This is a genomic window from Methylobacterium sp. Leaf102 (genome assembly GCF_001422425.1).
Classification (GTDB): domain Bacteria; phylum Pseudomonadota; class Alphaproteobacteria; order Rhizobiales; family Beijerinckiaceae; genus Methylobacterium.
Window position 1 is genome coordinate 56,617 of the sequence record NZ_LMMX01000004.1, and the last position, 12,270, is coordinate 68,886.

General features: G+C 72.2%; 11 protein-coding genes. 4 read left to right on the forward strand and 7 right to left on the reverse strand.

Features of this window, described 5'->3' with window-relative positions:
- Positions 1–5: 5 nt before the first annotated feature.
- From ASF27_RS05530 to ASF27_RS05550, 5 genes are all read right to left on the reverse strand, one after another.
- Positions 6–701, reverse strand: a complete 696-nt coding sequence (locus ASF27_RS05530) for an ABC transporter permease (protein WP_056358383.1) — start codon at positions 699–701, stop codon at positions 6–8.
- Positions 702–819: 118 nt separating this feature from the next.
- On the reverse strand, positions 820–2,073 hold the full coding sequence (gene glp / locus ASF27_RS05535) for a gephyrin-like molybdotransferase Glp (protein ID WP_056358386.1): 1,254 nt from the start codon (positions 2,071–2,073) through the stop codon (positions 820–822).
- Positions 2,061–2,615 (reverse strand): molybdopterin-guanine dinucleotide biosynthesis protein B, encoded by a 555-nt coding sequence (mobB, locus tag ASF27_RS05540; protein ID WP_056358389.1) that lies wholly within the window; start codon positions 2,613–2,615, stop codon positions 2,061–2,063. The genes glp and mobB overlap by 13 nt, the downstream gene beginning before the upstream one ends.
- Positions 2,612–4,582, reverse strand: coding sequence for a molybdopterin biosynthesis protein (locus ASF27_RS05545; protein WP_056358393.1), 1,971 nt, complete (start codon positions 4,580–4,582; stop codon positions 2,612–2,614). Before ASF27_RS05545 ends, mobB begins: the two co-directional genes overlap by 4 nt.
- Before the next feature lie 2 nt (positions 4,583–4,584).
- Complete coding sequence (locus ASF27_RS05550; protein WP_244480933.1) at positions 4,585–5,676, reverse strand: molybdopterin-binding protein; 1,092 nt, start codon at positions 5,674–5,676, stop codon at positions 4,585–4,587.
- Positions 5,677–5,913: 237 nt separating this feature from the next.
- Here ASF27_RS05550 and ASF27_RS05555 point away from each other — a divergent pair, with 237 nt between their 5' ends.
- Positions 5,914–7,191: a c-type cytochrome gene (locus ASF27_RS05555; protein ID WP_056358455.1), complete on the forward strand. Its 1,278-nt coding sequence runs from the start codon at positions 5,914–5,916 to the stop codon at positions 7,189–7,191.
- A gap of 10 nt (positions 7,192–7,201) precedes the next feature.
- Here ASF27_RS05555 and ASF27_RS05560 read toward each other — a convergent pair whose 3' ends face one another.
- Both ASF27_RS05560 and ASF27_RS05565 read right to left on the reverse strand, forming a co-directional pair.
- Entirely contained in the window at positions 7,202–7,690 is a 489-nt protein-coding gene (locus ASF27_RS05560) for a GNAT family N-acetyltransferase (protein ID WP_082478838.1), read from the reverse strand.
- Between the two features lie 9 nt (positions 7,691–7,699).
- Positions 7,700–9,691, reverse strand: coding sequence for a 4Fe-4S dicluster domain-containing protein (locus ASF27_RS05565; RefSeq protein WP_056358461.1), 1,992 nt, complete (start codon positions 9,689–9,691; stop codon positions 7,700–7,702).
- A 214-nt stretch (positions 9,692–9,905) separates the two neighbouring features.
- On the opposite strand from ASF27_RS05565, the gene ASF27_RS05570 reads away from it, so the two are divergent.
- The 3 genes from ASF27_RS05570 to ASF27_RS05580 are packed head-to-tail and all read left to right on the forward strand — an operon-like array spanning position 9,906 to position 12,260.
- Positions 9,906–10,655 carry a biotin/lipoate--protein ligase family protein gene (locus ASF27_RS05570; RefSeq protein WP_056267439.1) on the forward strand — a complete coding sequence of 250 codons (750 nt, stop codon included), beginning with the start codon at positions 9,906–9,908 and terminating at the stop codon, positions 10,653–10,655.
- A complete protein-coding gene (locus tag ASF27_RS05575) occupies positions 10,652–11,215 on the forward strand; it encodes a DUF6505 family protein (protein WP_056358396.1) in 564 nt (187 codons plus the stop codon). Before ASF27_RS05570 ends, ASF27_RS05575 begins: the two co-directional genes overlap by 4 nt.
- Before the next feature lie 34 nt (positions 11,216–11,249).
- Positions 11,250–12,260: a DUF6352 family protein gene (locus ASF27_RS05580; RefSeq protein WP_056267433.1), complete on the forward strand. Its 1,011-nt coding sequence runs from the start codon at positions 11,250–11,252 to the stop codon at positions 12,258–12,260.
- The last annotated feature ends 10 nt before the right edge of the window (positions 12,261–12,270 follow it).

Genomic DNA, 12,270 nt, shown 5'->3' on the forward strand with positions numbered 1-12,270 from the left:
CGCGCTCACCCGTAGGCGCGGGCGGCGTGGCCGCGCAGGAGGGCCGCCACCGCGTTCACCGTGACCACGAGTCCGATGAGGACGAGGCCCAGCGCCAGGGCGAGGCTGAGATCGCCCTTCTGGGTCTCCAGGGAGATCGCCGTCGTCATGGTGCGGGTGTGACCGTCGATGTTGCCGCCCACCACCAGCACGGCGCCGATCTCCGAGATCGCCCTTCCGAATGCCGCGAGTGCCGTGGTCACGAGGGAGAAGCGGGTGTCGTGGATGAGTACGCCCGCGCGGCGCGGAGCGGAGAGACCGAGTGAGCGCAACTGCTCGCCGAGATGGTCCTCGGCGTCGGCGATCACTTGGCGGGTCAGGGCCGCGACGAGGGGGGTCGCCAGGACCGCCTGCGCCGCCACCATGGCGCCCGGGGTGAACAGCAGGCCGAGCGACCCGAACGGTCCCGAGCGTGACAGGACGAGGTAGAGCACGAGCCCGACGATCACCGGCGGCAGCCCCATGAACGCGTTGAGCAGCCCGACGAGCGCGGACCGGCCCCGAAACCGTGTCACGGCAAGGAACGCACCCAAGGGAATGCCCATAACGAGGCCGATGGCCACGGCCGACAGGCTGACGCGCAAGGACAGCCACGCGATGGCGACGACGTCGCGATCGAGGGTGGCCAGCCGTGCGAACGTCTCGTGAAGGGTCTCGGTCATGCGCGCCGGAAGCAGGGGTTCGGCTGCGATGCAACGCCCGGGCGGACGAGCGCAATAAGAAGTTCTCTTCCGATGCAGAGCGGCGTCTTATCCCCGACCGTAACTGATCGGGGACGCGCTACCAGAGTACGGCGTGGGGATAGAACGCGACGGTGTCGCCGGGCGCGACGCCGATGACGTCGTCCGGAAGTTCGGCGAGGCCATCGCTTTGGGTCAACGACGTGAGAAGGCCTGCGCCCTCACGGGGGAACTTGTGTACCTCCATCACCCCGTCGGGGCCGGGTGCCAGGGTCACCCGGACGAACTCGCGGCGTCCCGACTTCTTGCGATAGGCGAAGGCGGCGCGGACCTTCTGCGGAACCGGGGGTACGACACTCGCCCCACCGAGGCGCGCGAGCAGGGGACGCACCACGAACAGCAGCGTCACGTAGACCGCGACGGGGTTGCCCGGCAGGCCGACGAAGGGCGTGCCGTCGACGAGACCCATGGCCACGGGGCGGCCGGGCTTGATGGCGAGCCGCCAGAACAGGAGCTGGCCCACCGCCTCCACGGCGGTCCGGACATGGTCCTCCTCCCCCGTCGAGACCCCGCCCGAGGTGAGGATGAGATCGTGGTCGCGGGCGGCGTCCGCGAGACGCCTCGCCAGGGGCTCGGGCGCATCGCGCAGGATGCCGAGATCGTCCACCCTGGCGCCGAGGCGCCCGAGGAGGGCCGCCAGCATCACCCGGTTGGAATCGTGGATGGCACCGAGCCCGAGGGGCGTGCCCGGCTCGGCGAGCTCGTCGCCCGTCGAGAACAGGGCGACCCGCAGACGCGTGCGGACGGGCAGGCGCGCATGGCCGGTGGCGGCGGCGAGGGCCAGGTCCTGCGGCACGAGCCGTCGCCCCGCCGCGATGATCCGCTCGCCCCGCGCGACATCCTCGCCGGCGGCGCGCGCGTTGGCGCCGGGCTTCAACCCTTGCGGCAACAGGACGGCGTCGCCCTCGCGGCGCACGTCCTCCTGCATGAACACCGTGTCGGCGCCGGGCGGCAGGGCGGCACCCGTGAAGATGCGGACGGCGCCACCGGATGCCGCGAGGGCATCCGGCGCGGCGCCGGCGGGGAGCCGACCCAGGACGGGGAGCCGGGTTTCCCCGTTCCCATCCAAGTCGGCATGGCGCACGGCGTAACCGTCGACGGCGGAATTCGCGAAGGGCGGCACGTCGTGACCGGCCACCACATCCTCGGCCGCCACGCGCCCGTCGGCGTCGACCAGGGACACCCATTCGGTGCCGGCGAGGACGGGCAGGCGCGCCGCGATGAGGCTCGCCGCGTCCTCGATCCGCATCAGCGCCCCGCCGAAGGCGAAGCAATCGTCGCTCAGCTGCGCCATGCGTCCTCCGGGAGCTCGAGGCGATCGAGGGTCGCTTCCAAGAATTCGGCCCGGGCGAGGACGAGATCGGCGATGCCGGCGATATCGTCGAGATCGACCACCGGAACGCCCGCCTCCGGGAAATCGGTGTCGCTCGCGACCCCGACGATACGCGGATCGCCGGGATGGAGCGGTGGCCGGCCGTTGGCCGCGCGGTGGACTTCGAGCTTGGCGTGCGCCGCGCGCTTGAACCCCTCGACGAGGGCAAGGTCGCACGACGAGAGTTTGCGCAGAAGATCGGCGAGCGTCGCCTCCGGGCCGTCCGCGACTTCGTGGATCTGGACCCAGCGCCGGGCGGACGAGACGATGACCTCGCCGGCGCCCGCCTCCCGGTGGCGGTGGGAATCCTTACCCGGCCGGTCGACGTCGAAGTCGTGATGGGCGTGCTTGAGGGTCGCCACCCGTAGCCCGCGTCCCACGAGGGCGGGGATCAGCCGCGTCAGCAGGGTGGTCTTGCCCGCCCCGCTCCAGCCTGCGAGGCCGATGATCCGGGGGGCGGTCATGGGGTGTCTCCGACGCGAAAACCGAGATCGTGCAGCGCCGCGCGGGTCCGATCGTCCGCGAGCACGTCGAGGAACGCCGCCAGGGCCGGCGTGTCGCGCCTGTCCGCCGCGTAGGCGAAATCGTAGCGCTCCTCCGTGAGCGGTAGGAAGCCGAGGCCGTAGGCGCGGGCCACGGTGGAAATGGCGACGCCCCAATCGGCACGCCCCTGCGCCACGGCCGCCGCCACGGCGTTGTGCGAGCGCGGCTGGTTCCAGAACCCGGCGGGCCGGGCGCCCTTCAGGAGATCGTCGACGAGGGCGCGGGTGCCCGAGCCGACGTTGCGGTTGACCATCACGGCGTCGGGCGAGGCGAGGGCGGCGGTGACGGCGGTCTCGGCCGCCCTCGCCTCGAACAGCGGATCGCCGCGCCGGAACACCACGCCCTGGAGCCGCCCCCAACCGGGCGCGAGGCGGAAGCCTTCGGCGAGGAAGGGACCGTTGTAGAGCCCGGTCTCGGGGTCGAGGAGGTGCAGGGCGGCGAGATCGCATTCGCCGCGCTGGAGGGCGGCGAGGCCCCCGGCGGAGCCGACCCAGAGGGTGCGGGCGCGAAGACCCCGCTCGGCCAGCAGGCCGATCACCCGGTCGAGCCCGACGCAATGGCTGCCGATCAGGGTGAGGTCGGGCGGGCGCACCCCCGCCCCGAGGCGGGTGACGGACACGGTCTCGCCAACCTCGACGCCCGAGCGGGCGGCCGGAACGGAGAAGAAGCCGTCGGCCTGCGAGAACGCCGTGACGGAGCCCGATCCCTTCGAGACCGGCAGGGCGACGAGCCCCTCGGGCGTCTCGGCCAGCGACGCCATCACGAACTCGGTCCGCCCGAGTTCGGAGGCCACGCGCTGGGGCAGCACGGCCGCGACGGCCTCGTCCTCGCGCGGAGGCAGCCCCGCCATGGCGCGGATGAGCGGCACGACGAAATCGTGGAACGTGAACATCGCGGAGGTCGGAAAACCCGGCAGCACGACGACGGGCTTGCCCTCCGCCACGGCGAGGCAGAGCGGCTTGCCGGGCTTGAGGGCGACGCCGTGAACGAGGATGCCGGGGCTCCCGAGATCCCGCAGGATACGATGCGAGACGTCGCCAGCGCCCTTCGAGGTGCCCCCCGAGAGCACGACGATGTCGTTCTCGGCGAGGGCCGCCTGCAGGGCCTCGCGAAGGGCTGCCGCATCGTCGCGAACGATGCCGAGGGACACGGCCTCGCCGCCGTTCTCGATGACGGACGCGGCGACGATCGGCCCGTTGGAATCGTAGATCGCCCCCGGGGGAAGGGGCAGTCCGGCCGCCCTGAGTTCATCGCCGGTGGACAGCACCGCGACCCTGGGCCGGCGCACCACGGGAATGCGGGCGAGGCCGCAGGCGGCCAGCATGCCGATCTCGCGGGCGGTGATGCGCAGGCCCCGGCGCAGGACCGTCTCGCCGGCGGCCATGTCACCCCCGGCGTAGCCGATGAACTGGCCCGGCCGCGCCGCCTGAACGAGGTCGATGGCCAGCACCGCGTCGAGGAACTCGGTCTGCTCGACCATCACCACCGCGTCGGCGCCGCGCGGGATGACGCCGCCGGTGGCGATGGGGGTGGCGCTGCCCTCGGCCACGGCGAGGCTCGGCGCGACACCGCAGGCCAGGATCTCACGGTTGAGGACGAGGCGCCGGGGGCTCGCCGCACCGGCGCCCTGGGTGTCCGTGGCCCGCACGGCGAAGCCATCCACCAGGGCCCGGTCGAAGGGCGGCACGTCGATGGGGGAGGCGACATCCGTGGCGAGCACACGGCCGAGGGCCTCGGCCAACGGGACGTCCTCGGGCGGCAGGACCCGATGGGGAACCGCCGCCCGAAAGCGCGTCGCGGCCTCCTCCCGGCTGACGACGGACAGGAACTGCTCCTGCCGGGCGGCGGCGGCCAGGCGTTCGCGAAACGGGATCTCGTACTCCGGCATCGTCACAGGGTCAGGACCTCGACCGTCGTGCCCTCCGGATAGCCTTCCAGTTCCGGCGGCACCAGGATCGCTCCGTTGGCCTCGGCGAGGCGCGACAGGACGAGGTCGGCCCCGCCGAGCGGCTCGACGACGCCGGCGTGGCGGCGCACGAACACCACGTCGCTCACCCCGATGGTGGCGCTGACCTTGCGCGTCAGGATTCCGCTCACGGGCTCTGGCCCATCGCCACCCGACAGGGCGGCGAGGAGTGGACGCCCGAGGGCGAGGTACACGGAGAGCGCGGCTTCCGGGCGGCCCGGGAGCAGCAGGACGGAACGGCCGTCGGCGCGCCCGATGGCGGCGGTCTCGCCCGACCGGATCGCGATGCCGTGAGCCAGGACCTCGCCGGCCAGCGCCAGGGCGGCGACGCTGTGGTCCGTCCGCCCCGGACCGGTTCCGCCGAGGACCAGAACGGCGTCAACCGCAGCCGCACGGATCGCCGACGCGATCGCCGCGGGATCATCCGGTACGGTGACGGGCGTACCGGGATCGCCGCCATCGGCCGCAATCAGGGCCGCCAGGGTTTCGGCCAAGGGCGCCGAACCACCGGTGGCGACGAGGGCGACGCGCGGGCTGCGCACCGGGACTTGAGCGAGGCCCGCCGCGGCCAAGGCGAGAAGGTGCAGCGGTCCGACACGCGTACCGGCGGCGAGAACGCGCGTACCGGCCGCGAGATCCTCGCCCGGCCGGCGGACTCCGTCGCCGGCGGGGGCATCCGCGACGAACGTCCGGCCCTCCAGAGCCTCGGGCGGCAGCACGGTATCGGCGCAGTCGGGGAGAATCTCACCGGCCTCGACCCAGACCGGCGGCGCACTCGGGAGAATCGGTGCGTATGCCGAGGCCCCGGTGACGCCTTCGGCCTCCACCGCCCAGCCGTCACGCAGGGCCGTCGGCCGTTCGGGCGAGTTTCGGTTCGCGACCACGTCGTGGGCCGCCGCGAAACCCAAGGTCAAGGTCGCCGGAAGCACCCGCTCCGCGACGGGAACCACGCCCGAGACGAGGCGTGCCACCGCGTCGGCCAGCGGCATCAGGGCCGCCGAGGCGTGCCGCGTCACGCCGTTTCCACGAGGACGCGCAGTCGGCAAATCCCAGCTTCCATCCACGCAGGGCCATCCATACGACTCCGCATGCGGCATCGGCCTGCGTTGATCAAGCGTGTGCGGTGCAGGTCTGCGCGGCACAGGGCCCCAGGGTGCGTCCGGGGACAGGGCCGTCGCGCCTCGGCTATGGTCCGGCCGAACCGGCGGGGAGCCGGCCCGTTGGAACCGAGAGCCATGCGGCCCCTGCGCGTCATGCGATCCGTCCTTGGAATGTTCGGCCTGTTGGCCGTGTCGCTGGCGACTCTTCCGGCCCTGGCGCAGATGCGCGGCCATGGTGGTCCGGTGCGGGCGCTGGCGGTGGTCCCGGGTGGAGACATCGCGATTTCGGGCGGTTTCGACCAGGCGGTGATCGTGTGGGGAATCGCGACCGGCACCGCGCTGAGTGTCCTGCGCTTCCACGAAGGGGCGGTGAACGCGGTCGCAACCCTACCGGACGGCGGCTTCGCCACGGCCTCGGAGGACGGCCGCATCGCCCTGTGGCGCATTGGGCGGTCGGAGCCCGAGCGCGTCCTCTCCGAGCACACCGGACCGGTGGCCGGGCTGGCGGTATCGCCGGACGGGCTCCAGATCGCCTCCGCGTCCTGGGACGGGACGGCGCGGGTCCGACCCCTGGCCGGCGGCCCCGGGCGGGTGCTCGAAGGGCACACGGGCCCCATCAACGCCGTCGCCTTTCTGTCCGACGGACGGATCGCCACCGCCGGCTACGATGCCACCTTGCGGATCTGGCCGAGTGCGGACGGGCCGCCGCGCGTCACCCCCCTTCCGACGCCCCTGAACGCCCTCGCGGTGACCCGTGACGGCGAAATCGCCGTGGCGGGCGGGGATGCCATCGTGCGCTTGCTGCGCCCCGACGGCGGTGAGCGGGCGGCCGTCGATGTCGGACCGAACCCGGTGATAGCCCTGGCTTTCTCGCCGGACGAGACCCGCTTGGCCGCAGCCACGGCGGGCGGCACCGTCGCTCTCATCGATCGCGCCAGCGGCCGCATCCTGCGCCGCCTCGTCGGGCCGGGCCTGCCGGTGTGGTCCGTGGCGTGGCGGGGCGACGAACTCGTCACGGGCGGCAGCGACCGGCTGGTCCGACGCTGGAACGCCACCACGGGCGAGCCCATCGGCGCCCTGAGTTTGCCGCGCCCGGCCGACACCCTGGCGGCTTTTCACGGCGATCGCGGCGCAGAAGTCTTCCGCGCCTGCATCGCCTGCCACGCCCTGACGCCGGAGGCCGGCCCGCGGGCCGGCCCGAATCTCGCCGGCATCATCGGTCGCCGCATCGCGAGCGAGCCCGGGTATCGCTATTCCGATGCCCTGAAATCCATGGACCTCGTCTGGGACACCACCACCATCGCCCGCCTGTTCGAGGTCGGCCCGGCCCGCTACACGCCGGGCACCCGCATGCCCGAGCAGACCATCACCGACGCGGACGACCGCGCGGCCCTGGTGCGGTTCCTCGAAAAGGCGACCGCCCTGCCGTGACACGGGCCGGTCAGGGCCGCCGGACCATGTAGCGGGCGTCGGCCCCGTAGCTCGCGAGCTTCTCCGCCGAAGGGGGGCAGGGCGCCTCACGGAACCCATGAGCCCGCCAGAAGGGGACGGACCTGTTCACCGCCACCAGGGCGATGGCCGCACCGTCGGAGCGCGCCACGAGATCGGCCACGGCCGCGCGGGCATGGCCCTGGCCCGCCGCCCGCGGGTGCAGCCCAAGATCATGAACGTGGATCGCATCGTGGCCCGCGATGCTTTCCAAGGCTTGATTCAGGGGCGGGATGCGGCCAAGCGGCCAGGGATAGGCGATGAGATAGCCGCGGATCGCACCGGCCTCCGGCGCCAGCACCCGGCAAAAGGTCGGGCTTGCCCGGAGGCGCTCCGCGAAGCGCTCGGGTGCCTCGTAATGGTCCGGAAACAGGGCCTCAGCGAGGGCGACGACCGCGCCGAGATCGTGCGGCATCATGGGCCGCCAGGACAAGCCGTCCATCGGACCCGCTCAAACGGCCTCGCCCCGCTCCGTCCGCTCACGGAAGTAATCCTCGGTCGTACGGGTGCGCGTCCGCTCCGGCCCGGCATGGGGATCGAAGCCCTGGTTGAGGGCCGCTTCGACGCGGCAATCCTCGCACATCATCAGGGCATTGATCCGCTCTGCGCCGCCGGAGCCCGAGAACATCCAGTGACGCTCGCGCAGCTTCTCGACGACCCGCTCGATGGTGCTGCGGGTGCCGAACGGCTTGGCGCAACTGATGCAGCAGAACGGCTCCTCTTCCTTCACCACGCGGCGCGGCGCGGTCCAGGCCTCGAAGTCGAGGCCGGGCCGGAGATCGATCACCGATTCCGGGCAGGTCGCCGCGCACAGGCCGCACTGGACGCACAGGCTCTCCTCGAAGGCCAGCAACGGCCGTTCGGCGCTGTCCGAAAGGGCATGCGTCGGGCAGGCGCCGACACAGGCGAGGCAGAGGGTGCAATCTTCCGTGCGGAAGTCGAGTCCGCCGAAGGGGGCACTGGCCGCCAGGGGCACATAGGCCGTCGGGCGAGGCGCCGCCTCGTACATCTCGCGGAAGGCGAAGCGCAGCACCTCGCGCTTGCCGCCGACGGGCATGAACCGGCTCGGACGGGACGACGCGGCGCCGATGCGGGCTTCCGACAGAGCCGCCCCGAGGGCGTCCGGATCGTCGGTCTCGATCACCGAGATGGCCGGTCCCGCCCCGCCATATCCGAGGGCCTGCGCCAGGGTGTCGGCGAGCGCCACCGTGCGGTGGAGGCTGTCGAGGTCGTGGTGGGGCCGGGCACGGGCGAGGACATGCACGCCCGTGGCCCCATAGGCGAACAGCGCCGCCATCGCCTCGGGGCCGAGTTGGGTGATTTCATTGAGGCGCACGGGCAGGACGCGGGCGGGCAGGCCGTCACCGTGGCTGGCCAGGGCATCGATGAGCGGCTCGCCGTGATCGCCGTCGTGGAACAGGATCGTCGCGTCCTGGCCGCCGGCCTCGGAGTAGGCAAGCATCAGGCCGCGCAGGCGTCGCATCAGGGCATCCGCGGGCGGCACGGCGTAGGCGGCCGCCCCCGTCGGGCAGACGGCCGCGCAGTTGCCGCAGCCGGCGCAGACGGCGGGATCGATGGCCACGGTGTCGCCCGCCGACGCGATGGCGCCCGTGGGGCAGACTTCGAGGCAGCGGGTGCAGCCGGTGATGCGCGAGCGCGAATGCGCGCAGAGATCGGCCCGGAAATCCACGAACCGGGTCTTGTCGAAGGTGCCGACGAGATCGGCCGCCGCCGTGATGGCGCGTTCCACCGCCGCCGGGTCGCGCGGGTCGGCGCGCATATACCCGATGCGGAGGTCGTGAGCCGGAAACAGCGGCGTGCCGCCGCTCAAGTCGAGGACCACGTCGCAGGTCGAGGTGGCACCGTTGCGCGGCAGGCCGAAGACGAGGTGCGTCCGCGAGGACGGGGCGGGGAGGGCGTAATCGTCGATCCGGAGTTCGAAGGCCCCGAGGCGGCCGGTGGCGCCCGCGATGGTGCCCTGGAGAACCGGGAAGTCGTTGCGCTGCGGCGGCTCGACGGCGTCCGGCCGGGTCAGCAGGACGGTGACGTCGAGATCCCCTGCAAGCCGCCGTCCCGCCTCGATGGCGACGGCGTCGCGGCCGTAGATGAGCGCCACGCCCTGGCTCTCGATGGAGACGGTGCTGGCGTCGGGGACGGGCTCGGCCGCGGCGGCCAGAAGAGCCGCCATCTTGGGACCGGCCCGACCGGCCTCGGTGGACCAGCCGGCGGTCTCGCGGATCTTGGCGTAGGTGACGCGGTCCTCGGCACCCAGTTCCTCGGCGACCTCGTCGAACAGGGGCGACTGAAGGGTGCAGGACACGGTGACGGGGACGCCCGTGCCGAGGGTTTCGCGGAAGCGGTCGAGTTCCCGGCCACAGAGCTGGTCGGCGGTCTTCAGCGTCCCGCCGCAGCCGCGCGCGATGGCGGTAGCGTCGAGGGGCATGGTGCCCTCGCAGGAACAGGCGAACACGAGACGATCGGACACGGGGCAACCTGAGGCGTTGGGGACCGGCGCGGCCCCTTCGCGGGGCCTCGCGCATCCGTTATATAATCGAACGGTTCGAAACTACGAACGCACCAATTGATCGCACCGGGCGCGGCCCCCGTCCGGCCCGCGAAGTCCCACCCGCGAAAGTACCCGGATTGAACGCGCGCCCATGACAGTCCCGTCCGCGACCGATCCGGCGCGCCTCGTGCTGCCGCCGGCCTTCACCGGCCTGCGCGCACCGGCGACGGATGACGCCTTCGCGCGCGCCTGTGCGCTCGCCGCGGACGAAGGCGGCGATGCGGCCGGTACCCTGGTTCTGGTCGAGCGGGAGGATGTCCTCGATCTCGCGGTCGTCCTCGCCCCCGGGGAGCCGCTCGCGTCGGCCCGCCGTGCCCTCCTTCTCGGCATGGTGGCTCTCGTCGATGCCGTGGGGACTCACGGGCCGCCGGAGATGCCCATCACCCTGCTCTGGCCGGACGAACTGAGGTTCGACGGGGCGCGTCTCGGCGGCGGACGCCTCGGCTGGCCACGGGACTGCGCCGAGGATGCGGTTCCGGACTGGCTGGTCTTTTCCGCCATGCTGCTCGTCTCGAAGCCTCACGGCGACGATCCTGGTCTGACTCCGGACTCCACGGCTCTGGACGAGGAAGGCTTCGGGCCCGGCATCCGCCTCGCCCTGGTGGAGAGTTTCGCGCGAAACCTCATGAAGGCGTTCGCCACCTGGGCGGAAGACGGGTTCGACGGCATCGCGGCGCGCTACCTCGCCCATATGCCGGCGGCCGTCGGGGCGCGGGCGGAAATCGACCGCAACGGCGATGCCGTCCTCGAGCATGACGGCGCGGTCGAGCGCCTGCCGCTCGCCCCCTGCCTGACGACGCCGGTCTGGCGCGATCCCGCCACCCGGGCGGTACGGCTGTGAGCCCCCTCAAGCTGCCCCGAACCCTGCGTCTCGACCCGTCCGACAGCTTCGTGTTCGCGGACGCCGCCGAGCCCGGCGAATGGGCCGTGACCGGCTCGTTCCTGTTCTGGGACCGGGATCTGTCGAACCTGACGGGCAAGGACCGGGTCGCCTTTCGCTCGGGGTTCCTCGGGGTGCGCTCGTTCGGGTTCTCGACCCTGGTGGTGGTGAGCGAGGCGAGCGAGGCCGAGCGGGACGAGGCCGTCGCGGACCTGGCGCACCATCTGCGGGAACGCCTCGGCGCACCGGACCAGGCGGCCGCCCTCGCGGCGGCGCGGGACGAGATCGATTTCGCCGCCTCCCTCTGCGACCTTCCCGTCGGCACCGTCGTGGCGATGCATCGCACGGAGACGGACGGCGCGATCGCGGAAGCGTTTCGCACGTTGCACCAGAAGCCCGGCGGCGAGGACCGCCTCCATGCCGGCGCCCGCGCCTTCCGTTTCGTCGAGACCGACGAGGACGAGCCGGAGGAGCGCGCCGACCTCGTCGGTCTCGCGCGACGCGACCGGACGGAGCCATGATGCCGCACGCAGCCAACAGGGGCCGTTGCCAGGAATGACCGAGTTCTGGGTATCGAGCGGCCACCATCTCACCCGCCGCACGGAAGGCGGCGGCCTCGGGGCCACCGACGAGTTGATCCTCGCCTATCTGGCGCGGCCGGAATTGATCCCGCCGGAAGAAGCGTGCGCCGCCGAGCGGAGGCTCCACGCCGATCTCCTGGCCGAGCCCCGACGCACCGTAACCACGGAGGCCTTGGCGGCCATCGTGGATGCCGACGCACGGGAGAACTGGGCGGTGCTCCTGGCATTCCGCGACCGGCTTCTCGCTGCGCGCTCCATCGAGGCGGCTTACTTGAGTCTCGTGCGCGAGGGCCTGCAGGGCACGCCGTCCCTGTTCCTCAACCAACTCGTGCACCTCATCCTGCGCAATGCGCTGGATTCGTGCGACGATCCCTACGTCCTGCGGGCGGCCGAACTGTTCTTCCGCACCCAGCGGGTGAGCCGGCACGAGGGCGCCGTGCTCCTCGCCGATGCCGAGGTGATCGAGGCGCGCGAGGGCTCCGCCCCGCTCTCCCCCCTCGTGGCGATGCTCGGCAAGGAAGCCGCCAACGAGCTCGATGTGCTGAACGACGAGAATGCCTGGACCTACTGGAGCCGCTCGGACGCATTCTCCATGGCGCTCAATCTCGGATCGAGCCCCCGGAGCCGGGAGGGTCTGGCCCGCGTCATCGAGGTGTTCGTGCGTCACCTCCTCAACACCGAGGTCACGGTGACCCCCCTCGACCGGCTCGAGGACACGGACTGGCGCTGGTTCGTCGGCCTCGACGCGGAGGGCACGCGCATCGGCAACGCGCTCTGGCGGGGCGAGACCGTCGATTCCACGACGCAGGAGCGGGTGATCGCACTCTTCCGGCTCGTTTTCGCCGACACGGGCCAGGTCGACCCGAAGGTCGGCGACAGACCGGTCTACCTGATCCTCGCGGGCACAACGACGAACCAGGTCCAGATGAAGCCGCAGAACATCGTCGCCGGCCTGCCCCTGCGTGCTGCCTCCCCGGCGGCTTGAGGAACCTCCC

Bases quoted from the DNA above. Each gene is read 5' to 3' on its own strand.
- mobB (WP_056358389.1), bottom strand. From the start codon at position 2,615: ATGACCGCCCCCCGGATCATCGGCCTCGCAGGCTGGAGCGGGGCGGGC.
- ASF27_RS05565 (WP_056358461.1), bottom strand. From the start codon at position 9,691: ATGCCCCTCGACGCTACCGCCATCGCGCGCGGCTGCGGCGGGACGCTG.
- glp (WP_056358386.1), bottom strand. From the start codon at position 2,073: ATGGCGCAGCTGAGCGACGATTGCTTCGCCTTCGGCGGGGCGCTGATG.
- ASF27_RS05545 (WP_056358393.1), bottom strand. From the start codon at position 4,582: ATGCCGGAGTACGAGATCCCGTTTCGCGAACGCCTGGCCGCCGCCGCC.
- ASF27_RS05530 (WP_056358383.1), bottom strand. From the start codon at position 701: ATGACCGAGACCCTTCACGAGACGTTCGCACGGCTGGCCACCCTCGAT.
- ASF27_RS05580 (WP_056267433.1), top strand. From the start codon at position 11,250: ATGACCGAGTTCTGGGTATCGAGCGGCCACCATCTCACCCGCCGCACG.
- ASF27_RS05570 (WP_056267439.1), top strand. From the start codon at position 9,906: ATGACAGTCCCGTCCGCGACCGATCCGGCGCGCCTCGTGCTGCCGCCG.
- ASF27_RS05560 (WP_082478838.1), bottom strand. From the start codon at position 7,690: ATGGACGGCTTGTCCTGGCGGCCCATGATGCCGCACGATCTCGGCGCG.
- ASF27_RS05555 (WP_056358455.1), top strand. From the start codon at position 5,914: ATGCGATCCGTCCTTGGAATGTTCGGCCTGTTGGCCGTGTCGCTGGCG.